The sequence below is a fragment of the Chloroflexota bacterium genome (assembly GCA_009840625.1).
Taxonomy (GTDB): Bacteria; Chloroflexota; UBA11872; order UBA11872; family VXNJ01; genus VXNJ01.
This window is the reverse complement of the sequence record VXNJ01000016.1, coordinates 45,655-67,357: the sequence shown is the minus strand read 5'-3', so window position 1 is coordinate 67,357 and position 21,703 is coordinate 45,655. Positions and strand designations below refer to the sequence as shown.

Genomic DNA, 21,703 nt, shown 5'->3' with positions numbered 1-21,703 from the left:
CCTTGCCGGGAAGGGCGATCCTCCTTCACGGGTTTCTGCGGCGCAGGCTCCTAGCGCTCAACCAGCGCCGCCAAATCCCGCCGGCCGAACCCGCCCCGGCGCCCGGTTCGTTTATCGTGGAGGCGACCGGCTTGGCGCCGGAACCGCCGGGGCCGCGTGCGCCCCAAGTTTTGGCACGGACGAGCAATGGCCAGCACCGACCCGCAGACACCGAACCTGCTATTTATCCTCAGCGACGATCAGGGTGCCTGGGCGATGGGCTGCGCCGGCAACGAAGAGGTGCGGACCCCGCACCTGGACCGGCTGGCCACAACCGGAATACGGTTCACCAATTTTTTCTGCGCCTCACCGGTCTGCTCGCCGGCGCGGGCCTCGATCCTGACCGGACAGATTCCCTCCCAACACGGAGTCCAGGATTTCCTGCGGGCCGGCAATTCGGTCGAGCTGGAACAAGACGGGCTGGAAATTGAATACCTCGCCGGTCGTCGGTCGTACATAGAGGCGCTGTCGGCCGCCGGCTACGACTGCGGTCTCAGCGGCAAGTGGCACCTGGGGGTCTCGCCACAGGCCCAGCTGGGATTCAGGTACTGGAGCGCCCACGCCAGCGGAGCCGGCGACTACTTCCGACCGCCGATGATCTCCGACGGCAAGCTGCATCGTCCGGAAGGGTACGTTTCCGACCTGATAACAGACAACGCGCTCGCTTATCTGGAAGAACAGCGCGGCGCGGACTCGCCTTTCTCGCTGAACGTCCACTACACCGCCCCGCACGCTCCCTGGACCCGCGAGCACCATCCGGAAGACGTGTTCGGCGACTACTACGACAACTGCGCGTTCGAATCGGTTCCCTGCGAGCCGGTCCATCCAAACCAGATCTGGAAAGAAGAGAGCGCCGCGACCATCGGCGACACGCCCGAGAACCGCCGCATCGCCTTGAGCGGCTATTTCGCCGCGATCGAGGAGATGGACCGCAACATCGGGCGCCTGCTTGACTGGCTCGAAGAAAACGGGCTGCGCGAGAACACCCTGGTGGTCTTTAACGCCGACAACGGCATGAACATGGGTCACCACGGCATCTGGGGCAAGGGCAACGGCACCTATCCGTTCTGCATGTACGACACCGCGGTAAAGGTCCCTTCACTGATGTCGCGCCCCGGCCACGTCCCGCAAGGACTTATCTGCGAGCACCTGCTGAGCCAATACGACTACGCCCCCACGCTGCTCGGATACCTCGGGGTCGAACCGGCCTGGGACCGCCCCCTGCCGGGACGTGATTTCTCCGGACTGCTGCGCGGTGCCGGAATCGGAGCCGAAAAAAGCGTATTCGTTGTCGACGAATACGGTCCGACCCGGATGGTCCGCGAAAGCCGCTGGAAGTACATCCATCACTACCAGCTGGGCAAAAGCGAGCTCTACGACCTGCTCAACGATCCCGGGGAACTCGAAAACCTGGCCGACGCACCCGCCCAGGCCGACGTCCTCGCTCGGTTGCGCGCGGACCTGGAATCCTGGTGCGATCGCTACGTCGACCCCCGCATGGACGGGTTGGGCAGCGCCAATGTAGGGCGCGGCCAGATCGGCCTCGTCGGATCGGAGGAGTACGCGAAACCCTTCGAGGACGACTTGCGGATGTGGTGGTCCGAAGCCGGATCCTAGGCGGCTCGCCGGTTAAGGAATCTCCCGGTTAGCGGCGATGCCGCCGGCAGCGCCCGGTCCGGTGCCGCCGGTCGGCAAATTCCTGCAATGAATTACTCGCTCCGGACTTTCCGCGGCGACGTCTTCGGCGGCGTCACCTCCGCGGTGGTCGGCCTGCCGGTGGCGCTCGCCTTCGGAGTGGCGTCCGGGCTGGGTCCGGTGGCGGGGCTCTACGGCGCGATCGCGGTCGGATTCTTCGCCGCCGTTTTCGGCGGGACCCGCTCGCAGATTTCCGGACCGACGGGGCCGATGTCGGTGGCGATGGCGGTCATAGTCACCGCCCACGCCAACAGCCTGGCCGAGGCGTTCACGATCGTGATCATGGCCGGAATAATCCAGGCGCTCCTGGGCGTCTTGCGCATCGGCCGCTTCGTCTCCTACACCCCGTATTCGGTGATCTCGGGCTTCATGACCGGGATCGGCATCATCGTGATGCTCGTGCACACGCTGCCCTTCATGGGCGCCGCGGTGGCGACCGGAGGGCCCAATGGCGCGGTAGCGGCCTGGCCGGACGCGGTCGCCAACTTCAATCTTTCGGCTTTCGCGATCGCTGCAGCAACGCTGGCGGTCGGCATCGGCTGGCCGGACCGGTTCCGGAAATACCTTCCGCCCACCCTGGCGGCGCTGATCACCGGCACCCTCATGGGGGTGCTCTGGCTCACCGACGCGCCCGCAATCGGCGACGTTCCGAGCGGACTGCCAAACCTGCAGCTCCCCGAACTCTCCGGGGACGTCTTGATGAGGGCGGTCCAACCGGCGGTGACGATCGCCCTGCTGGGGGCGATCGACAGCCTGCTGACGTCGCTGATCGCAGATTCGATGACGCGCACCCGCCACAATCCGGACCGCGAATTGGTGGGCCAGGGCATCGGGAACCTGATCGCCGGGTTCATCGGCGGCCTGCCGGGCGCCGGCGCGACCCTGGGAACGGTCGTAAACATCCGCGCCGGCGGCAGGACCCCGGTTTCGGGCGCGATCAGGGCGGTCATCCTGCTCGGCCTGGTGCTCGGCTTGGGCCGGTACGTTGAGGCGATCCCGCACGCGGCCCTGGCCGGAATCCTGATGAAAGTCGGCTGGGACATCGTCGACTGGCGCTTCGTAATGCGCATTCACCGGGTCCAGCGCGAGCATCTCCTGGTAATGCTCATCACCCTGGGCTTGACCGTGTTCCTGGACCTGGTTACGGCCGTGGCGATCGGGTTGATTGCGGCCGGGATGGCCAGCGCCAGGCAGTTCGAGCGCCTGGAGCTGGACAGCGTGGTCTCGCTGCCCTTGCTGGACAAGAGCTTCCTGTCCGACGCGGGGGTCGCCGAAGGGAGCGATGCCTATTCAGCCCGGGTCGGCCTGGTGGCGTTGCGCGGGAGTTTTACGGTCGCCTCGTCCAGCAAGCTGATCAACACGATCGGCGTTGACATCCGCGACCACGAAGTTGTCATCCTCGACTTCTCGGAGACCGTCTATATCGACGACAGCGCCGCGCTGGTGGTCGAACAAATGATCGACGTTGCCGATTCGCAGGACACGGACTGCGTGGTCGTAGGGCTTGCCGGCGCACCGGCGGCCACGCTCGAATCCCTGAGGGTGCTCAAGAACATCCCTGCCGATCGGTTCGCCGCCGACATCGGTGGGGCGCAGGCAATCGCGGCCAGCCTGCTGAACCGTTAGGCGCGGCGCGCGAGGCCGGCTGCCCGGCGGCACCGGGAACGCCTAGTCCCGCCCGGTCGGCCGCCAGCGGGCGATGACTCCGGACTGCAGGCGACCCGGTCCCAAACCGAGTGGCGCTGCGGGATGCGCCCAGTTTTTATGCAAGCCTGTGATTGCGTATCATTGAGCCGTCGAGGCCAACACTTGCCCGAGAGTTCGATTTGGACGTTTACCGCGCGATCGCTGACCCGACCAGGCGAGCCATTTTGGACGAGCTCGTCGATCGGTCTGGTCAGTCGCTCTTCGAACTCTGCTCGCGTCTGGTGATGAAGCACGGCATCAACTCCTCGCGGCAGGCGATATCGCAGCATCTGGCCGTCTTGGAAGCTGCCGGGCTGGTTCGCACGCGGCGCGAAGGGAGGTCGAAGCTCCACTGGTTCGTGGGCGACCCACTCAAGGCAATCGGGGAGCGGTGGCCGGTCTCAACACAATCGCACAATTCCAACCCGCCAACGGAGGGCACCGAGGAATGAGGATTAACCATACCAGCGTCGTCGTAGACGACCAGCAGGAGGCACTGCGTTTCTACACGGAGACTCTTGGTTTCCGCTTGAAGCACAACATTCCGATGGGCGAATACGCCTGGATCACCGTCGTATCCGCGGAAGATCCGGATGGTACGGAGTTGGTTCTGGAACCCGCCGGGCACCCCGCGGTCGGTCCTTACCGGAAGGCGCTCGTGGAGGACGGGATCCCGTTCACGGCCTTTACGGTCGACGACGTCGCAGCCGAGCACGAGCGTCTGGAAGCCGAAGGCGTGCGATTCTTGCAGCCGCCAACCGACCTCGGGACGGTTGTCACCGCGGTCTTCGACGATACGTGCGGCAATCTGATCCAGATCATGCAGGAGAAGGCCCAAGCGTAACGATCGCATGGGCCACGCTCGATCGATCAGCGCTTTTGCTCCAAGCATCGAAAGGCGCCTGTGGCCGCAGGCGCCGCCCCGCCGAACGGGGAGCTGTCAGTCGATGACCACGACCCGGCAGGGCGCGCTGGCGGTGCCGAGCAATGCCAGCGGCAGGGCCATCACCGCGACCCGCCGGCCGGAAGTGCGATCCAGGTTGATCAGGTTGTGGATCACGCCGATTCCGGCGCCCAGCAGCCGGCGGTGATTGGCCTGCGATCCGCTCTGCTCGATCGCGAAGGATTCGTCGAATCCGACGAGCTTTACGCCTTGGTTGATGATCCATTGGGTGGCGCCGGAACTTAGCAGCGGAGCGCCCTCGCGGTCGCCGATGTTGGCCATCAAGAGGATGTCGCCGGGTCTGACCAACTGTCCGACACCGGTCTGCAGGTGTTCTTCGGTGACCATGCCGGCGCCGGCGAAGTTGAATTTGGCCACCACTCCCTCGCCGAAAAAGCTGGCAACGTCCAGCTCCGACAGCGAGGCTCCGTCAATGTCGGCGAACGCCTGCCCGACGATGTAGGTGCCGCTGCCGGCCGGAATCCGCAGCGCGGTGCGCCGGGCGGTGTCGCTCCGCGAATCGCCGCTCTCAAAGTCGAGGAATTCAGCCGCATCGGAGGTGCCGTCGCCGCGCAACCAGCGGGTGCAGTCGATGATGTTGCGGGGCAATGTTCAGGTCCCGGGCCGGCGGAACGGGGAATCCTCGCGGGCGGCCTGCTCCGGTGGCGCCGACCCGGTCGGGCGAACGCGTCGCAGCAAACCGCGCAATAGCGGATAGCCCGCGCCAATGGCGATCAGGACCAACCCGAGGCCGATCGCCAGCCAGTGGGCCAGACCGAAATCAAACGTGATCACTGCGGGTGCTCGACCTCCACCGTGCTCTGCTGGTCCAGGGTGTGGATCCAGGTGTTTCCGGGCTTGAACTTGATCGGCTGGCCGTCCTGGTCCTGGAACTGGGTACGTTCGGCAGGGCCGGGCCGCGACCAGCGGCCCTCGGTCAGTCGCCCTCCCGTAAATATCATCGCCCGTCCGCTGCCGGTCAGGGGAATTTCTTTGCTCAGGGCGCCCAGGTGGTCTTCGACGATCTGCGAATCGTGGATATTGGTCCATTGGACGACCACGTTGTCGATCCTGATCTGATCGCCGCTGGCCATGTCGCGGTGGGGCCGGGCGGCCAGAAACCGCAGGTAGTTGGACTGGCCCGGGTCGTAACTGTAGAAGCTGCGATAGAGTTCGGGGTAATTGGCCTGCGAGGGCAGCAACACCGTCTGCAGCCCGCCGGAATACTCGGTCCCGTCGCGATCGAATTCCCAGGAATCGATGTCGACCAGGGTTGGCAGTCCGCGGGCGCGGCCTTCCAGCGCCAGGTTCTGGGCATCGATGAAGGTGTTGTTGGGCGGCTGGGCGTCGGTCGTCCGGTAGAAGACCCGGCCGAGCGGAAAGTAAAGCCCCTCGACGTCCAGCGGTCCGAGCACCTTCAGGCGTTCGAGAACGCCCGGGCTCCCGCCGACGTGGGCCAGCAGGCACTGGTATTCGCGGGCGATTTCGACATCGATCAGGCGCGCCGAACGGGATGGTCCGATGCGGTTGGGCAGGAGCGACTGGAAGATCGCGGTGTAGCGCGTGATCTGGGCCTCGGTCGGATGCACGTAAACGATGTCGGCCGCCTGCAGTCCCCACTGCGGGCGGGCTTCGGGATTGTTGGCGACCTTTACGGCGACCGGCCGCCGGCGGATGATGTGCCGGTTTAGCGGGCGCCCGCTGAGGATGCCGCGCGGTCCGGGATCGGGTTCAGGCTCGGGAGTGGCGGTCGGTGTCGGAGGAGCGGGTGTGGCGGTCGGCTCGGGCTCCGCGGTGGGGGTGGGCGTGACTGTCGGGGTGGAGGTGACTAGCCGTGGCGGTTCCGGGGTTGCCGTGACCGTGGGCGATGGGGTCGGAGACGGGGTCGCGGCGGCGGGCTGCTGGGGCGCCTCCACCTCGACGTCGCGAAGGATCGCGTACAGGCCTGCGCCGGCCCCCAGGATCCCCGCCAGGGCAAGCCCGCCGAAGAGAAGCTGGCGGCGGGTGCTGACCGGCGGCGGATTCAAGCCCGGGCTGTCGCGCCGTTAGCGCGCCGCGGCGACGCTATCCGAGCGCGGCCGCGATTACCGCCTCCGATTTCTCGCGGGCCTCGCGGGAAACCTCCACCGGATCGCCCAGGCGGATGGCGGGATTGAACAGTTCAACTTCGATCGAACCGCTGTAACCGGCCGCCACCGTATGGCGGCAGAAGGCGGTCAGGTCGATGATTCCGTCACCGGGCATTATTCGGTCGTCGTCGATAAGGACGTCGGGATCGCCCTCCGGAAAGTCGTCGAAGTGGGCGGCGAAGACTCTGCCGGAAGCCAGCCGCTCGATGTCGGCCATCGCCTGGCGTGCCCCCCACATGTGAACTGGATCTACCAGGATTCCAATGTTGGACCGTCCGCTGGCGTCGGCCAGATCGAGGGCCATCTTGATCCCCGACCGGAATGGATAGGGCAGATCCTCCAGCTGCTTGGGCCCCAGCCATTCGATCGCCAGCTTGAGATCGAAATCGGCCAGAACCGCCCCGATGTCGGCAAGGCGGGCGACGGTGAGCGCCTCGAATTCGGTTTCGGGCATGCTGGAGCGGTTGGGGACAAAGTGCATGATGTTGCTGCCGCCGAGCGACCGGGCCATTTCGCAGCGCTCGGGCAGGGCCGCCAGGTCGCGCGCGTACTCCTCGGGGTCGGCGGTCGAGGCGGGAACGCCGCTCATGCCTCCGGCGCTCAGGCCATGGCCGGCAAGCAGGGCCGCGAAGGCGCCGGCTCCGCGCTCGCCGTCGACCGCGACCGCTTCCTGCAGATTCACCATCGTGTAGCTGAATCCGGCCGCTTCGGCAATCTGGCACCGTTCTTCCAGCGACAGGCCCTGGCGGATGGTGGCCGGGTGAAACGAAGGGATTAGAGGGAGGTCCATGGGCCGCATCGATCTTCATTTGCCCGGGCGCCGGGCTGTCGAACGGAGTCATTCTAAGGGCGCTGGCGGCGCTTTTAGGGCGGGCAATTCCTAAACTTGGCAGGGTCGGTTTACATCTTCGGGCCTCCAGTTCCACCTGGCGGCTCGATTTCTTATGCGGGGCAAATTGGCAACATCTGACAACGACCCCCAGAACCGCCTGGATGCGGCCACGATCGATCACGTGGCGCGCCTGGCGCGGCTGGAACTGGGCGACGACGAAAAAAGGCGCCTGCAGGCCGAACTGGGCCAGATCCTCGCGCACTTTGCAGACCTTGAACAGCTCGCCACCGACCAGATCGCGCCGACCGCGATGGTCGTCAGAACCGAACTGCCATTGCGCGAGGACGAGGCCAAGCCCTCGCTCCCGCGCGAGGAAGTGATAGCCAACGCGCCCGAACCACGGGCCGGGTTCTTTGCCGTGCCGGCGGTGTTGGATCAGTGAGCGATCTCTGTACGCTCTCGCTCTCCGATACCGGTGCCGGACTCAGGGCGGGCGAATTCTCGTCGCTCGAGCTCACCGGCGCCTACCTTGAGCGGATCGAAGCCCTAAACTCCGACCTCGGCGCCTACCTGCTGGTAACCGACGAGTTGGCGCTGGAGCAGGCGCGGGCGGCCGATGAACGCATCGCCGCCGGGACGGCCGGGCCGCTGACCGGCATACCGATTGCCCTAAAGGACGTCTTGGCCACCCGCGGGATCAGAACCACCTGCGCCAGCCGGATGCTGTCCGAGTTCGTGCCGCCCTACGACGCGTTCGTCGTCGAGAGGCTGCGCGAGGCCGGCGCGGTTTTCCTCGGCAAGGCCAATATGGACGAATTCGCAATGGGTTCGTCGAACGAAAACTCGGCCTTCTACCCGGTCCGCAACCCCTGGGACCTGGAACGCGTGCCCGGCGGATCGTCGGGCGGATCGGCCGCCGCGGTGGCGGCGGATCTGGCAGTCGCGGCCCTCGGGTCCGACACCGGCGGGTCAATCCGCCAGCCCGCCGCCTTGTGCGGGACGGTCGGACTGAAGCCCACCTACGGGCGGGTGTCCCGCTACGGCCTGGTGGCGTTCGCCTCCTCGTTGGATCAGATTGGACCGATCACCAAGACAGTCCGCGACGCAGCCACCCTGCTCGGCGCGATCGCCGGCCACGATCCGCGCGATTCGACCAGCCTGGCCCAGTCCCCGGAGGATTTCGAGGAGGGTTTCGGCCGGAGCATCGCCGGCCTGCGCATTGGCGTTCCGGTGGAATATTTCGCGGCCGGCCTGGATCCGCGCGTGGAATCGGCGGTGATGGACGCGATCGCCCTCTTTGCCGACCTGGGCGCCGAGCCGGTAAGGGTGTCGCTGCCGCACACCCGCTATGCGCTTTCCACCTATTACCTGCTGGCGCCGGCCGAAGCGTCTTCAAACCTGGCCCGTTTCCATGGCGTGCGATACGGTCTGCGGGTGGAGGGCGACGACGTAGACGCGATGATGTCGCGCACCCGCGGGGCCGGGTTCGGGGCCGAAGTCAAGCGGCGCATCATGCTTGGCACCTATGCTCTTTCGGCCGGCTATTACGATGCTTTCTACCTGAAGGCGCAGAAAGCGCGAACCCTGATTCGGACGGACTTCGACCAAGCATTCGAGCAATGCGATCTACTCTTGGCTGCCACGAGCCCGACGACCGCGTTCGCGCTCGGCGAGCGCTCCGACGACCCGTTGTCGATGTACCTCTCCGACGTGTTGACTATTCCGGCCAACATCGCTGGTTTGCCGGCGATGTCGATCCCCTGCGGATTTGCCGAGGGGCTTCCGGTGGGGTTGCAGCTGATCGGCGGCGAACTCCAGGAGAAGACGCTGCTGCAGGCGGCCAACGCGTTCGAGCGCGCCGCCCACGTCGCGCACCGGGCACCGGCGCGGGCGGTATAGGCGATGGGCGCGGATTACTACACCGTCATCGGTCTCGAGGTTCACGCCCAGTTGCTGACGGCGTCGAAGATGTTCTGCAGCTGCCGCGCCGACGTGGCCGATCTGGAACCCAACACCGCGGTCTGCCCGGTCTGCCTCGGCCTACCGGGAGTATTGCCGGTGGCCAACCGCGCCGCGGTCGAGATGACGCTGCGCACCGGTTTGGCGCTGGGCTGCTCGATCGCTGACGCGACCAAGTGGGACCGCAAGAATTACTCGTACCCCGACCTGGTCAAGTGGTACCAGATCTCCCAGTACGATCTCCCGCTATGCCTGGGCGGACACCTCGAGGTGGCCGGCCCCGATGGGAAACCGCGCCGCATCGGCATCACCCGCGTGCACCTGGAAGAGGACACCGCGCGGATGATCCACGACCGCGATCCGGACGGGTTGGAGCGCTCTCTGGTCGACGTGAACCGCTCCGGAATCCCGCTGATGGAAATAGTCTCCGAGCCGGATATCGATTCGCCCGAACTGGCCCGCAGCTACCTGCGCGAACTGCGCGACATCCTGGTCCACCTGGAGGTGTCCTCGGGCGAAATGCAGGAAGGCGCGTTCCGCTGTGACGCCAACATCTCGATCTGGCCGATTGGTCAGCCGATGGGCAACTCCAAGGTAGAAATCAAGAACATGAACTCCTTCCGGGCCGTGCAACGCGCTCTGGTATTCGAGGAAGAGCGGCAACGGCAGGTCTGGGAGGAAACGCAAGCGCCGCCGGTGCAGGAAACCCGCGGTTGGTCGGAAGCGCGCGGCCAGACCCTGTCGCAGCGGGTCAAGGAAGACGCGCACGACTATCGCTACTTCCCCGACCCCGACCTGCCACCCCTGCACGTGGCGCAGGAAACGGTCGAGCGGCTGCGGTCGCAGATGCCGCCGCTGCCGCGTCAGATTCGGACCGAACTGGCAACCGCCGGCATTGTCGGAGCCGACGCCGACCAACTCGTCTCGGACCGCGAACTGCTGGCTTTCTTCCAGGAAGCGCGCGAGTCCTACCCCGACGCCCGGCGCCTGGCCAACCGGGTCCTGAACGAACTGGTCCAGCACCTGCGGGCGGAGGGATCAAGCCTGGCCGATGGTCGCGTGACCGCGGGCGGACTGGTGGAGTTGCTTGAGCTCGAAGACGCCGGCCGCATCAGCGTTCGGATGGCGGCGGAAATCCTGAAGGAAATGGTGGTCAGCGGCCGTTCGGCGGCCGAACTGGCCAGCCAGATGGGCGAGCAGATATCTGACGCCGACGCCCTGAGGGAGATCGTGCGGGAGGTGATCGCCGCCAACCCGCAGGCGGTGGCGGACTTTAAGGCCGGCAAGAAACAGGCGGCCGGCTTCCTGGTCGGTCAGGTGATGAAGGCGACCCGCGGCAAAGCCAATCCGGGCGTGGTCAACCGCGAGATCGCGGCCGAACTCTCGCAATGACGCCGCCCGGCTCCACCAGCGACCAACCGCGCACGGTGCGGGAAGGCCTGGAGCGTTCGGGGGCAAGGCGCACCCCGCAGCGCCTGCTCGTGGCCGACATCATCGATTCGGCGCCCGACCACCTGGAAGCCCGCGAAATCTACCTGCAGGCCTCGGCCCGCGATCCCCGCATGAGCCTGAACACCGTCTACCGAACGCTGGCGCTGCTTCAGGACCTGGACCTTGTCGTCGGGCACTACTTCACCGAGGAACACGCGCATTTTGAAGCGGCGACCGGCGCGGACCACCATCACGTGGTCTGTCGCGGATGTGGCAAGGTGCACGAGTTCCGGCCGGGGATCTCAGAACGGCGGATCCGCGAACTGGCCAACGAATCCGAAATCTCAATCGAGCGTCAGAACATCGAATTGGTCGGACTTTGCGCAAGCTGCCGATCATCCGGCTTGTAGCTTTCGGGCGCAATTGAATTTTGAGCGGGGTTCGACTGCTAAAGGCAAATGACCAGACCCCCTAACGGTGGGAGTCTGAAGGCATCGGGCGTATCCGCCCTTAGAGGGTCGAGCGAATGGCTCCCCGTGGCGCAGCCCCATTCGGGGAATTCCCGCCGGATAAATACTTATTCAATTCCGCCCTGCCCGGCTGCGGCTCATATAGACCGCCGTGCGGTGTTGCGAAATGGTCACTTGCGATAAACTCATCGATATGAAAATCGTATTACGCTCATTGTATCGATGGAGAAAAAGTGGCTACAGTAACTATCTCTCCTAAATTCCAGGTGGTGATTCCAAAGGATTGCCGCGAATCCCTAGGACTCAAACCAGGGCAGAAAGTCGAGGCCTTCCCCTACGAGGGCCGCATCCAGTTGGTGCCGGTGGAGCCAATTGAGGAATTGAGGGGATTTCTGGCGGGGATTGACACGCGTGTCGACCGAGAGGATGACCGATTGTGAACGTGGTTGATTCGAGCGCTTGGCTGGAGTACTTCAGCGAGGGACCAAATGCGTCGTTTTTTGCTCCGGCGATCGAAAACGTGGATCAGCTGGCGGTCCCGACGTTGGTCTCATTTGAAGTGTTCAAACATGTCCTCCTGCGACGCGGAGAGAGCCTGGCGTTGCGCGCGTCCTCTGCCTTGCGGCAGGGTCTCACGGTGGATCTTGATCCGACATTGGCAATCGGTGCCGCGCGTATTTCGGCTACCGAGAAGCTTCCGCTGGCCGACAGCATAATCCTGGCGACGGCGCGGCGACTAGGCGCCCAGCTTTGGACACAGGATTCAGATTTCAGTGGATTTGAAAATGTGCAATTCAGGCCGCGTCAAAGTTAGCCAAATTGCCGCTCGATGCCCGGGTGCCCTAAGCATGAGTTGCACTATCGGAGCTCGACCGGGAAACCTGCCGGTCCAGGCCAGCGCGGTGCCTTGGCAACGGTCTGCCGAATTGCCGAATTGGGGGAATTGACATGGACGGATTTATGAAGGCCGCTCTGGATGAGGCCCGCGCCGGCGCCGCCGAAGGTGGCATCCCGATCGGGGCGGCCCTGGTCGACAGCGGCGGCCGCCTGGTCGCCACCGGGCGCAATCGCCGCCTGCAGGACAGGGACTGCGTCATGCACGGCGAGATCAATTGTTTAAACAACGCTGGCAAGTCGGTGCAGGACTTTCGCGGCATGACCATGTATTCGACGCTGATGCCCTGCAGCATGTGCGCCGGCGCGATCGTCCTTTTCGGAATCAACAAGGTCGTCGTAGCCGAGTCGGTGAGCTACTCAGTACCCACCGGGCATGAATTGATGCTCCGTAATGGCGTGGAGGTCATTGACCTGGACCTTGACGAGGCCAAGCAACTGATGGGCGAATTTATGGAGCAGAACCCGCTGCAGTGGGCCCGGGATAGCGGTCAGGAGTGAATGCGGGACAGTCGTAAGGCGCCAATTGCCGCAAGCGCCGAACTGGCCGTGTCCCCCGGCCGCCGCGCCGGGCGGCGGTCGTAATGCCAGGACCGGCTTTCGGGTAGCTAGACGCTGCGCTCGCCGGGCTTGGCCGCCGAGGCCAGGAATTCGGCGCGGGTGGAGGGGTTGGTCCGGAAAAGTCCGCGGGTTACGGTTGTGACCATGGTGCTGCCGGGGTCCTTGATTCCGCGCAGGCTCATGCACATGTGAGCGCTTTCGATGCGCACCGCCACGCCGCGGGGTTTGAGCACCCTTTCGATCGAATCGGCGATCTGGATGGTCAGCCGTTCCTGGACCTGGGGGCGCTGTGAAAGCAACCGCACGACGCGGGCGATCTTGCTCAGTCCCACGATGCGCTCGCCCGGAATGTAGGCGACGCTGGCGTGGCCGACGAAGGGCATGAGGTGGTGTTCGCACATTGACTGAACGCCGATGTTGCGCACCAGCACCATCTCGTCGAACGGTTGGTCGAAAGTGGTGTCGAGCACTTCGTCGGGATCGGCGTCGATTCCGGAAAAAAGCTCGGCGTACATGCGCGCGACCCGTTCCGGGGTGCCGGCCAACCCATCGCGTTCGGGGTCTTCGCCAATGGCAATTAGCAACTGGCGGACCGCGGACACCATGGCTTCGTGATCGGGCATTGAGGTCTCCCTGCAACTGGTCGCGACCGAGCCGAAACGGGGTCGGCGCGGAAGCCACCAATCCTTGTATGTTGAGCGGGTGGAGTTTGGGTGCGGCTGACCGGCCCAATCTAGGCCCGCGTTGGCGGGGCCGGAATTTAGTACGGCTCGCCGCACCCTTCTCCCGCGTCGCATCGCCCGAATGGTTACCAGGGACCGGGTCTTAAGACTCGGGTCCGCATCCGCAAGAAAGGGTTGCTCGACGCGGGTAGCTAAGGGAGTTTGGCATGAACCAATCCTGCTGCGTCGGGATCGACGTGGCCAAGGCGAGCTTCGAAGTCGCCACCGACCGCGACCGGGAGACGTCCCGCTTTGCCTACACCGCCTCCGGAATAGGGAAGCTGCTCCGGAAGCTGGCGGCCCAGAGACCCGTGGCCCTCATCTGCATGGAGGCCACGGGCGGTTACGAACGCAAGCTGGCGATCGTGCTGGCCGAGCACGGCTACAGGGTCGCGATCGTCAATCCGGCCCGCACCCGGCGCTTCGCCGACGCCAGCGGCAACCTGGCCAAGACCGACCGGTTGGACGCGATCTCCATCGCCCGCTTCGCCAGGGTGATGAACCCGCCGACCTGGCGGCAGCCCGACCCGGCCCAGGCCGAGATCAAGGAGCTGACCACCCGGCGCCTGCAGCTGGTCGGCCAGCGCAGCCGCGAGAAGAACCGCCGCGACAAGGCCGCGAGCCCGGTCGCGGCGGACCAGATCCGGTCCAGCATCGCCTGGACAACCGAGCAGATCGAGCGCTTGGAGAAGGCCATCGGCGAACTGATCGCCAGAAGCGTGGACCTTAAGGCCCGCTACGATCTGCTGCGTACGGTTCCCGGCGTCGGCCCGGTGCTGGCCTCCTCGGCGATCGCCTACCTGCCGGAATTGGGAACCCTTAACCGTCGTGAGCTGGCCGCGCTGGTGGGGGTGGCCCCCTACAGCCGTGAGAGCGGCTCCTACTCCGGCAAGCGCTCCATCCGCGGCGGGCGGTCCAGGATGCGCAGTGCGCTGTACATGGGCGCCCTGTCGGCCGCGCGCTTCAATCCCGACATCAAGCCGCTCTACGAGCGCCTGGTGGAGGCCGGCAAGCCCAGGAAGGTGGCCCTGACCGCCTGTGCGCGCAAGCTGCTGCTGATGCTCAACGCGGTGGTGCGGCAGGGCCGGCCCTGGACGCAGCTGCTGTAGGCGGCGTCGCCCGAAGACCTGTCAGGCAAAAGGGACAAGCCGGGGCCGGGAAGATTACCGACCATTGGCGCCGGACTCCGCGGACGGCCAAGTCCCTGGCGGAGCCCTGCCACTTGGAAGACGCCAATACTGCCCGCATCTCACTTCCGGAGCCTTGCTCAATCCTCCATACACGGTTGACAATCAACACGGTTACTAAGTCAGTTGTCGGAGTGCGGTGCCTCGCGTCGGATCGTCACGGTTGCTCCGGCAAGCACCCCGGCGACTGGCGCCGAAGGCTTGGTGATCGCCGCCTCCACTCTGCGAATTCGCGGCGAAAGCGCAAGCACCGCCTGGCAGATCCGTTCTCCGAGGTGTTCGAGCAGGTTCACCGATTCGCTTTCCATGATCTCGCGCACCGCCCGGTAGATGGGGCCGTAGTCGACTGCATCGGCCAGGTTGTCCGATCGGCCGGCCTCGGAGAAATCGCCTTCCACGGTCAGGTCCACCAGGAACCTCTGTCCAAGCGACTTTTCCTCCGGATGGGCGCCGTGGTAGGCGTGGAAGACCATCTTGGAGAGGTGGACCGAATCCAAGTAAATTCCCCTTAGGCGCGTCGCCAGCTGCTGCCGGCCGGCGAGTCCTCGATGACGTAGCCCAGATCGCCGAGCGCGGTACGGATCTGGTCGGCCGCGGCGTAGTTCTTCTCCGCCCGCAGGCGGGTTCGCAGTTCCAGCAGCAGATCCAGCAGCGCGCCGGCGTCTCCATCATCCTGCTGCGCGGCCGGCTCCAGGTCCACTCCCAGCACGCCAACCAGCTCGCGGTAGGTTGCAACGACTTTTTCCAGTCCCGCCGCCGAAACGCTCCCGGCGTGGCGGTTGATTTCCCGGGCCAGCCCGAACACCGCCGCCACCGCCCGGGTCGTGTTGAGGTCATCGTTCATGGCCTCCGCGAACTCGGCTTTGGCCCGCCCGGCAGCTGCGGCCAGTTCCGCGTCGGCGCTCCCCGCGGCCGCGGGTTCGATGCGCAAGGGGCCGCGCAGGCGCGCCAGCGCGGCCTCGGCCTGAGGCAGCGAATCGTCCCCGAAATCGACCAGCGAGCGGTAGTGGGTGGAGACCAGGTAGTAGCGCAACACGGCCGGTTCGTAGGCATCCAGCAGGGATTCCAGGGTGAGGAAGTTGCCCAGCGAGTGCCCCATCTTCTCGCCCCCGATGCGCAGGATTCCGACGTGAAACCAGCAGCGCACGAATCGCTCGACTCCGAACCCGGCCTCGGCCTGGGCGCACTCGTTCTCGTGGTGCGGAAAAATCAGGTCCGACCCGCCGGCGTGGATCTCTATCTCGGGTCCCAGGTGGGCTCGGATCATCGAGGAGCATTCGATGTGCCAGCCCGGCCGCCCCTGTCCCCAGGGGCTCTCCCAGAAGATCTCACCCGGCTTGTGGTGCTTCCAGAGCGCGAAATCGCGCGGATCGCGCTTTTCCTCATCTACCGCCACCCGGGCCCCGGCCAGCTGGTCTTCGCCGCGCCGACCCGAGAGATATCCGTATTGCGGCCAGGTCGAGACCTGGAAATAGACGCCGCTCGACGTGGCGTAGGCGTGGCCGCGCTCGATCAGCTCGCCGATCGCGGCGATGATCGCCTCCATGTTGTCGGTCACCCGCGGATAGAGGTGCGCGCGGCGTACCTCCAGGCGGTCCATCACCGAGAAGTAGGCGTCCGAGTTGGCCCGCGCCAGTTCCAGTGGATCGCGGCCCTGGGCTTGGGCGCGCTCGATGATCTTGTCGTCGACGTCGGTGAAGTTCTGGACGTGCTGGACTTCCTGCCCGGAGTACTCGAGCCAGCGCCTCAGGACGTCGACCATGACAAAAACTCGGGCGTGCCCGATGTGGGGTTTGTCTTTGGGAGTCATCCCGCACGCATAAAGCGTGACCGGGCCGTCGCCTTCGGCCACGGCGATCAGCTCGCGCGTGGCCGTGTCGCGGATTCTTAGTCCCAGAACCCTAGTTCCTGGCTGGCGATTTGCGTCGGGTGCAAGCGGTCGTCGGCAGCTTGCCCCGATCGCCCGGCAAATTTTATTGGCGTAGCCGCTCGCGCGAGCGGTCGGTTCAGCGGCCCATCTTGGTAAGCAGCACGACGCAGTCGGCGGCCACCGCCGCGGAATCCCCCACCGGCCCCAGACCCTCGGCGGTCTTGGCCTTGATGTTGAAGCGGTAGGGCGTCACGTTGGTTATCCCGCCCAGCCGGGCCGCGAATTGGGATGCGTAGGGCGCCAGGCGCGGGCGTTCCAGATGAATGGTCAGGTCGACGTTTTCGATCCGCCAGCCCAGGGATCGGACCCGGTTGTGGACCTCCCAGAGGAGGTCGGCCGAGTTCGCGTCGGCATGGGCGGGATCGGTGTCCGGGAATGTCCGACCGATGTCCCCCAGCTGGGCGGCTCCCAACAGGGCGTCGACCAACGCGTGAATTCCCACGTCCGCGTCGGAGTGACCGACCGCCTCAAACGGCGCGTCGACGTCGATTCCGCAAAGGCGCAGCGGCCCGCCGGCCTCGAGGCGGTGCAGGTCGTGGCCTTGGCCGATGCGTTTCTGGGTCATCTTCTGCTCCGGTCGTCGGACTCAGTTTTCGAATTCGGCCAGGATCGCCCGCGCCAGGGCCAGATCTCCGGGCCCGGTAATTTTCAGGTTATTGCGGTCGCCGGCAAAAACCCCGACCGGCTGGCCGACCGCGCGCAGAACCGAGGCCTCATCGGTGAACCGCTCCAGTTCGGATGCAAACCGGCGGTGCGCCTCAAGCAGCAGTTGGCGGCGCGCTATCTGCGGAGTCTGGGCAAGATAGGCGTTGCTGCGGGGCGGAGTCCGATCGATCAGTCCCTGCTCGTTTACGATCTGCACGGTGTCCTGGGCGGGCACGGCCGCGATCGCCGCCCCGACGTCGCGCGCGGTCGCCAGTCCGGCGTCGATCATCGCCGAACTGATGAACGGGCGCGCCCCATCGTGAACCAGCGCCCAGGTCCATTCGCCGCCGGCCGCTTCCAGGCCGGCGAGCGTGGATTCGGACCGAACCCGTCCGCCCGGGCAGGGATCCAAGAGCTTGGCGTCGCTGCCGTCGGAGGCCAATTCGGCCAACCAGCCCAGATTGGATTCCGAGCCGACCAATTGCACTGCGCCGATCGCGGGGCTTGCAAGCAGGGTCCCGAGCGCCCATGCCAGCAGCGGGCGACCGCCCAGGCGCGATTGCAGCTTGTCGGCCCCGAAACGCCGCGCGGATCCGGCCGCCAGCAGGATCGCGACGCAATCGGGACTCGATGGTTCGCGATGCATTACTTCAGTGGCGCGATTTCCGCGTGCGCGGGCCCAATCGACGCCGCCGGGGCGTCAGACTTCGAGCGGTTCCAGGACCTGCGTAACCAGCTCGTCGCCGTCGCGCTCGACCATCACCTTGGCCCCGTTCGGCAATTCACCCGAAAGCAGGGTCTCGGCCAGCGGGTCCTCGAGCAGCTGCTGGATGACCCGGCGCAGCGGGCGGGCCCCGAAATCGGGGTCGTAGCCGCGTTCGGCCAACAGGCCGAGTGCCTCCGCAGAGAGCTGGATTCCGATTTCGTGCTCGCGCAGTCGGGCGCGCAGGTTTTCCAGTTCCAGGTCCACGATCTGGTCGATGTCGGCCCTGCCCAGCGAACGGAAAACGACGGAGGCGTCGATTCGGTTGAGGAATTCGGGCCGGAATGCCTTTTTGAGTTCGGTGGTGACCTTGGACTTCATGTCGCGGTAGAAACCTTCATCGTCCTGCTCGGGATCGGCACCGGAGAATCCGAGCCCGCCGACCCGTTTGATCTGCTTGGCGCCGATATTTGAGGTCATGATCAGGACCGTGTTGCGGAAATCGACGGTGCGGCCCTTGGAGTCAGTCAGCCGTCCGTCCTCCATCATCTGCAGAAGCACGTTGAAGACGTCCGGGTGGGCCTTTTCGATCTCGTCCAGAAGAATTACCGAATAGGGTCGCCGGCGCGCCGCCTCGGTCAGTTGGCCGGCGTCGTCGTAACCGATGTAACCCGGCGGCGCCCCGACCAGACGCGATACCGAGTGCCTTTCCATGTACTCGGACATGTCGATCCGGATGAGCGCGTCCTGGCTTCCGAACAGGAATTCGGCCAGCGCGCGCGCCAGCAGGGTTTTGCCGACGCCGGTCGGACCCATGAAGATGAAGCTCCCGATCGGTCGCTTGGGGTCTTTTAATCCGGCCCGGGCGCGGCGTACCGCCTTGGCCAGGGTGGCAATGGCCTCGTCCTGCGAGATCACCGTCCGGTGGAGTTCATCCTCCATGTGCAGGAGCCGCTTGGACTCTTCCTCGGCGATGCGGTGGACCGGGATCCCGGTCCATACCGAGACCACCTGGGCGACGTCTTCTTCCTGAACCTTGGGCGCTTCCCGGGCCCGGTTCTCGAGCCAGTCGGTTTCCATCGCCTCGGCTTTGGCGCGGAGCTCGCGCTCCTGCTCGCGCAGGGTGTCGGCTTCCTCGAATTGCGATCGCGATATCGCGGCGTCCTTGTGCCGGACTAGCTCCTCGATCTTCTGCTGTAGCTCGCGCAGGGCCGACGAGGTCGATCCGGCCCGGATGTTCACCCGCGCGGCAGCCTCGTCGATGACGTCGATTGCCTTGTCGGGCAGGAATCGGTCGGTCACGTAGCGACCCGCCATCTCCGCCGCCGAAACGACCGCCGCGTCGGTAATCTCGACGCCGTGGTGTTCCTCGTAGCGGGAGCGGACGCCAAGCAGGATTTCGGTCGTTTCCTCGATGGTGGATTCGCGCACCCGAACCTGCTGGAAGCGGCGTTCCAGGGCCGCGTCGCGCTCCACGTACTTGCGGTACTCGTCGGCGGTGGTGGCGCCGATGCATTGGAGCTCGCCGCGCGCCAGCGCCGGTTTGAGTATGTTGGCCGCATCGATCGCGCCTTCGGCGGCGCCGGCCCCGACCAGGGTGTGCAGCTCGTCGATGAAAACCACGCAGTCTTTGGAGCTGCGGATTTCCTCGATGACTTTCTTGAGGCGCTCCTCGAATTCCCCGCGGTATTTGGTTCCGGCAACCAGCAGGCCGATGTCCAGGGTCAGCAGGCGCCGGTCGCGCAGGCTCTCGGGAATGTCGCCGACCACGATCTTCTGGGCAAGCCCCTCGACGATCGCGGTCTTGCCCACGCCGGGATCGCCGACCAGGGCGGGGTTGTTCTTGGTTCGTCGCGAGAGTATGTGGATCACGCGGTCGATCTCGTCGGCCCGCCCGATCACCGGATCGAGTTCGTCGCGCCGCGCGGCGGCGGTCAGGTCAATCCCCAGCGAATCCAGTACCGGCGTCGAAGACGACTTGCGGCGCTGGCTGCGGCCGGGCCGCTTGGTTTCGCCGGTTCCCTGCGATACGACCCGCACAACTTGGGCGCGGACCTTTTCCAGGTTCACTCCCAGGCTCTCCAGCACGCCGGCGGCGATGCCCTCGCCCTCGCGGACCAGTCCCAGCAACAGGTGCTCGGTGCCGATGTAGTTGTGGCCCAGGCGGCGAGCTTCCTCGACCGCCAGCTCGATCACGCGCTTGGCGCGCGGAGTCAGGTTTATGTCCTGGACGACGACTTTTTCACCGCGCCCGATGATGAACTCGACCGCCGAGCGGACTTTGTTGAGTTCGACGCCGAGGTTGCCAAGCGCCTTGGCGGCTATCCCATCTCCCTCGCGCAGCAGTCCCAGCAGCAGGTGCTCGGTGCCGATGTAGGTGTGATTGAACCGCGTAGCCTCGTCCTGCGCGTAAACCAAAACCTTCTTGGCGCGTTCAGTGAACTTGTCGAGTCGCTCGTTCACGTGCCAACCCCCAGCTAGATCCGGCTACTCAATTGTTACCAATAACGGGTTGACTCGGGCGGTTGGATCGCCTCTGTGGCGACGACCAGTCGAAATTCTTGGGGTTGCGCGAGTGAGTTTTGCGGGCGGTTTATTCGGGGCCGGAATACTCGGCCGTACCCACGATCGTCCCGCCCTCGCTGTCGGAAGCCTGCAGGTCCGCCAGTTCGCGCGTCGGCGCGGCGTCGGACGGCAGGAGCCGGATCCGGCGGCGGCGGGTCTCGATATTGAGGATCTTGAACTTGCGAACGTCGCCCTCGCGAAATCCGACCATGGCCCCGTCCTCGACGTCAGCCACGTGGGCCAGGCCCTCGATCCCGTCCTCCAGGCGTACAAACACCCCGAATGTGGCCAGATTGGTGACCGTGCCGTCGACGACCTGCTCGACCGCGTAGCGCGCCTCGATGTCCCGCCAGGGGTCGGGTTTGGTGCGCCGCACACTCAGGGCGATCTTCTTGTCCACCCGGTCCAGAGCCAGGATGTAAACGTCGATCTCATCGCCGGCCTTGATGACCTCGGCCGGGTCGCTGACCCGACTCCAGGCAAGCTCGGAGATGTGAGCCAACCCGTCGGCTCCGCCCAGGTCGATGAAGGCGCCGAAGGTGGCCAGGTTGGAAACCCGGCCGCGCACCACCTGGCCGACCTTGAAGCGGCCCAGGAGCGCGTCGCGCCGTTTGGCGCGGGCCTCGCGCTCGGCCGCCCGCTCGGAAAGGATCAGGCGGTTGCGACGCTTGTCCATTTCGATGATCTTGACCCGGATGGTCTTGCCCACCAGGGCCGAGAGCATCTCGGCCAGCTCTTCGCGCTGGTCGCGCGGGATCGACGGCCCGAGCGAAGTCAGCTGCGACATCGGCACGAATCCGCGGGGACCGACGTCGACCAGCACCCCGCCCTTGTTGAATTCGGTGATGCGGGTCTCGACGACCGTGCCTTCCTGGTATATGCGCTCGGTCTCCTGCCAGAGCTTCTCCTGGAATGCCCGGCGGATCGAAAGCATCGCGGCGGCGTCACCCTCGGGCTGGAGGACGAATACGTCTATCTCGTCGCCGATCTCCAGGTCGAGGCGGTCTTCCATGTAGTGTGGGTCGAAGAGCTCGCGGCCGACCACGACGCCCTCGGACTTGAGGCCGACGTCGACCATCACTTCCTCGCCCGAGATCCGCATGACCCGGCCGGTGACCAGTTCACCGCGCGTCAGGAGCCGTACTTCGTGCTCGCCGTGGTCGAGCAGATCACCCATGCCCGCAAGTTCTTCGTAATCGGTGTCCGGCGCAAATTCGCGTATCTGACGCCTAATCGCCGTTGGCGTGGGCAAGTTCTGCTCGTCCAGTCCTGGAGTTGGGCCCGCTGGGAAGTTGCCGCCGACCGGTGGGAA

Annotated in this window: 23 protein-coding genes; 12 read left to right on the top strand and 11 right to left on the bottom strand. The window is 65.5% G+C overall.

The genetic code is table 11. The features are described from left to right. Positions 1-186: 186 nt before the first annotated feature. The 4 genes from F4X41_09320 to F4X41_09305 all read left to right on the top strand — a co-directional run bounded on the left by F4X41_09320 (position 187) and on the right by F4X41_09305 (position 4,264). Positions 187-1,656, top strand: a complete 1,470-nt coding sequence (locus tag F4X41_09320; GenBank protein MYB17208.1) for a sulfatase-like hydrolase/transferase — start codon at positions 187-189, stop codon at positions 1,654-1,656. 87 nt (positions 1,657-1,743) lie between these two features. Continuing rightward, on the top strand, positions 1,744-3,360 hold the full coding sequence (locus tag F4X41_09315) for a SulP family inorganic anion transporter (protein ID MYB17207.1): 1,617 nt from the start codon (positions 1,744-1,746) through the stop codon (positions 3,358-3,360). Between the two features lie 200 nt (positions 3,361-3,560). Continuing rightward, positions 3,561-3,872, top strand: a complete 312-nt coding sequence (locus tag F4X41_09310) for a helix-turn-helix transcriptional regulator (protein MYB17206.1) — start codon at positions 3,561-3,563, stop codon at positions 3,870-3,872. Next, positions 3,869-4,264 (top strand): VOC family protein, encoded by a 396-nt coding sequence (locus tag F4X41_09305; protein MYB17205.1) that lies wholly within the window; start codon positions 3,869-3,871, stop codon positions 4,262-4,264. Before F4X41_09310 ends, F4X41_09305 begins: the two co-directional genes overlap by 4 nt. A gap of 96 nt (positions 4,265-4,360) precedes the next feature. Here the strand turns inward: F4X41_09305 and F4X41_09300 are convergent, their stop codons facing one another. Genes F4X41_09300 through F4X41_09285 form a run of 4 tightly spaced genes read right to left on the bottom strand, consistent with a single transcriptional unit; the run spans position 4,361 to position 7,291 of the window. Next, entirely contained in the window at positions 4,361-4,972 is a 612-nt protein-coding gene (locus F4X41_09300) for a hypothetical protein (GenBank protein ID MYB17204.1), read from the bottom strand. 3 nt (positions 4,973-4,975) lie between these two features. After that, positions 4,976-5,158, bottom strand: coding sequence for a hypothetical protein (locus F4X41_09295; protein ID MYB17203.1), 183 nt, complete (start codon positions 5,156-5,158; stop codon positions 4,976-4,978). After that, on the bottom strand, positions 5,155-6,390 hold the full coding sequence (locus F4X41_09290; protein ID MYB17202.1) for a DUF3048 domain-containing protein: 1,236 nt from the start codon (positions 6,388-6,390) through the stop codon (positions 5,155-5,157). Before F4X41_09290 ends, F4X41_09295 begins: the two co-directional genes overlap by 4 nt. Positions 6,391-6,427: 37 nt before the next feature. Then, positions 6,428-7,291, bottom strand: a complete 864-nt coding sequence (locus F4X41_09285) for a sugar phosphate isomerase/epimerase (protein ID MYB17201.1) — start codon at positions 7,289-7,291, stop codon at positions 6,428-6,430. Between the two features lie 145 nt (positions 7,292-7,436). On the opposite strand from F4X41_09285, the gene gatC reads away from it, so the two are divergent. The 7 genes from gatC (at position 7,437) to F4X41_09250 (ending at position 12,579) form a co-directional block, all read left to right on the top strand. Next, positions 7,437-7,766, top strand: coding sequence for an Asp-tRNA(Asn)/Glu-tRNA(Gln) amidotransferase subunit GatC (gatC, locus tag F4X41_09280; protein ID MYB17200.1), 330 nt, complete (start codon positions 7,437-7,439; stop codon positions 7,764-7,766). Next, positions 7,763-9,223, top strand: a complete 1,461-nt coding sequence (gene gatA, locus F4X41_09275; protein ID MYB17199.1) for an Asp-tRNA(Asn)/Glu-tRNA(Gln) amidotransferase subunit GatA — start codon at positions 7,763-7,765, stop codon at positions 9,221-9,223. The genes gatC and gatA overlap by 4 nt, the downstream gene beginning before the upstream one ends. Positions 9,224-9,226: 3 nt before the next feature. Further along, complete coding sequence (gene gatB / locus F4X41_09270) at positions 9,227-10,675, top strand: Asp-tRNA(Asn)/Glu-tRNA(Gln) amidotransferase subunit GatB (GenBank protein MYB17198.1); 1,449 nt, start codon at positions 9,227-9,229, stop codon at positions 10,673-10,675. After that, positions 10,672-11,124 (top strand): transcriptional repressor, encoded by a 453-nt coding sequence (locus tag F4X41_09265; protein ID MYB17197.1) that lies wholly within the window; start codon positions 10,672-10,674, stop codon positions 11,122-11,124. The genes gatB and F4X41_09265 overlap by 4 nt, the downstream gene beginning before the upstream one ends. Positions 11,125-11,417: 293 nt before the next feature. Then, on the top strand, positions 11,418-11,624 hold the full coding sequence (locus F4X41_09260; protein ID MYB17196.1) for an AbrB/MazE/SpoVT family DNA-binding domain-containing protein: 207 nt from the start codon (positions 11,418-11,420) through the stop codon (positions 11,622-11,624). Beyond that, positions 11,621-11,998 carry a type II toxin-antitoxin system VapC family toxin gene (locus F4X41_09255; GenBank protein MYB17195.1) on the top strand — a complete coding sequence of 126 codons (378 nt, stop codon included), beginning with the start codon at positions 11,621-11,623 and terminating at the stop codon, positions 11,996-11,998. Before F4X41_09260 ends, F4X41_09255 begins: the two co-directional genes overlap by 4 nt. Positions 11,999-12,132: 134 nt before the next feature. Beyond that, complete coding sequence (locus F4X41_09250; GenBank protein ID MYB17194.1) at positions 12,133-12,579, top strand: nucleoside deaminase; 447 nt, start codon at positions 12,133-12,135, stop codon at positions 12,577-12,579. Positions 12,580-12,686: 107 nt separating this feature from the next. Here the strand turns inward: F4X41_09250 and folE are convergent, their stop codons facing one another. Continuing rightward, positions 12,687-13,436, bottom strand: a complete 750-nt coding sequence (folE, locus tag F4X41_09245) for a GTP cyclohydrolase I FolE (GenBank protein ID MYB17193.1) — start codon at positions 13,434-13,436, stop codon at positions 12,687-12,689. A 92-nt stretch (positions 13,437-13,528) separates the two neighbouring features. Here folE and F4X41_09240 point away from each other — a divergent pair, with 92 nt between their 5' ends. Continuing rightward, positions 13,529-14,470, top strand: coding sequence for an IS110 family transposase (locus tag F4X41_09240; protein MYB17192.1), 942 nt, complete (start codon positions 13,529-13,531; stop codon positions 14,468-14,470). Positions 14,471-14,670: 200 nt separating this feature from the next. On the opposite strand, the gene folB is transcribed toward F4X41_09240, so the two are convergent. The 6 genes from folB to F4X41_09210 form a co-directional block, all read right to left on the bottom strand. Next, complete coding sequence (folB, locus tag F4X41_09235; protein MYB17191.1) at positions 14,671-15,021, bottom strand: dihydroneopterin aldolase; 351 nt, start codon at positions 15,019-15,021, stop codon at positions 14,671-14,673. Positions 15,022-15,056: 35 nt separating this feature from the next. Continuing rightward, complete coding sequence (locus tag F4X41_09230) at positions 15,057-16,445, bottom strand: cysteine--tRNA ligase (protein MYB17190.1); 1,389 nt, start codon at positions 16,443-16,445, stop codon at positions 15,057-15,059. 109 nt (positions 16,446-16,554) lie between these two features. Continuing rightward, a complete protein-coding gene (gene ispF, locus F4X41_09225) occupies positions 16,555-17,043 on the bottom strand; it encodes a 2-C-methyl-D-erythritol 2,4-cyclodiphosphate synthase (protein ID MYB17189.1) in 489 nt (162 codons plus the stop codon). A gap of 21 nt (positions 17,044-17,064) precedes the next feature. Continuing rightward, positions 17,065-17,769: a 2-C-methyl-D-erythritol 4-phosphate cytidylyltransferase gene (gene ispD, locus F4X41_09220; GenBank protein MYB17188.1), complete on the bottom strand. Its 705-nt coding sequence runs from the start codon at positions 17,767-17,769 to the stop codon at positions 17,065-17,067. A 54-nt stretch (positions 17,770-17,823) separates the two neighbouring features. After that, the gene (locus tag F4X41_09215) at positions 17,824-20,289 is read right to left on the bottom strand and encodes an ATP-dependent Clp protease ATP-binding subunit (GenBank protein ID MYB17187.1); all 2,466 of its coding nucleotides are present in this window, start codon (positions 20,287-20,289) and stop codon (positions 17,824-17,826) included. 130 nt (positions 20,290-20,419) lie between these two features. Beyond that, on the bottom strand, positions 20,420-21,643 hold the full coding sequence (locus F4X41_09210; GenBank protein ID MYB17186.1) for a S1 RNA-binding domain-containing protein: 1,224 nt from the start codon (positions 21,641-21,643) through the stop codon (positions 20,420-20,422). Positions 21,644-21,703 lie beyond the last annotated feature (60 nt).

What these genes read in the sequence shown, in the direction of transcription:
- gatC (MYB17200.1), top strand. Translation starts at nt 7,437, where the DNA reads ATGCGGGGCAAATTGGCAACATCTGACAACGACCCCCAGAACCGCCTG.
- F4X41_09250 (MYB17194.1), top strand. Translation starts at nt 12,133, where the DNA reads ATGGACGGATTTATGAAGGCCGCTCTGGATGAGGCCCGCGCCGGCGCC.
- F4X41_09240 (MYB17192.1), top strand. Translation starts at nt 13,529, where the DNA reads ATGAACCAATCCTGCTGCGTCGGGATCGACGTGGCCAAGGCGAGCTTC.
- F4X41_09315 (MYB17207.1), top strand. Translation starts at nt 1,744, where the DNA reads ATGAATTACTCGCTCCGGACTTTCCGCGGCGACGTCTTCGGCGGCGTC.
- F4X41_09320 (MYB17208.1), top strand. Translation starts at nt 187, where the DNA reads ATGGCCAGCACCGACCCGCAGACACCGAACCTGCTATTTATCCTCAGC.
- F4X41_09265 (MYB17197.1), top strand. Translation starts at nt 10,672, where the DNA reads ATGACGCCGCCCGGCTCCACCAGCGACCAACCGCGCACGGTGCGGGAA.
- folE (MYB17193.1), bottom strand. Translation starts at nt 13,436, where the DNA reads ATGCGACGCGGGAGAAGGGTGCGGCGAGCCGTACTAAATTCCGGCCCC.
- F4X41_09305 (MYB17205.1), top strand. Translation starts at nt 3,869, where the DNA reads ATGAGGATTAACCATACCAGCGTCGTCGTAGACGACCAGCAGGAGGCA.
- gatB (MYB17198.1), top strand. Translation starts at nt 9,227, where the DNA reads ATGGGCGCGGATTACTACACCGTCATCGGTCTCGAGGTTCACGCCCAG.
- ispD (MYB17188.1), bottom strand. Translation starts at nt 17,769, where the DNA reads ATGCATCGCGAACCATCGAGTCCCGATTGCGTCGCGATCCTGCTGGCG.
- ispF (MYB17189.1), bottom strand. Translation starts at nt 17,043, where the DNA reads ATGACCCAGAAACGCATCGGCCAAGGCCACGACCTGCACCGCCTCGAG.
- folB (MYB17191.1), bottom strand. Translation starts at nt 15,021, where the DNA reads ATGGTCTTCCACGCCTACCACGGCGCCCATCCGGAGGAAAAGTCGCTT.
- F4X41_09285 (MYB17201.1), bottom strand. Translation starts at nt 7,291, where the DNA reads ATGCGGCCCATGGACCTCCCTCTAATCCCTTCGTTTCACCCGGCCACC.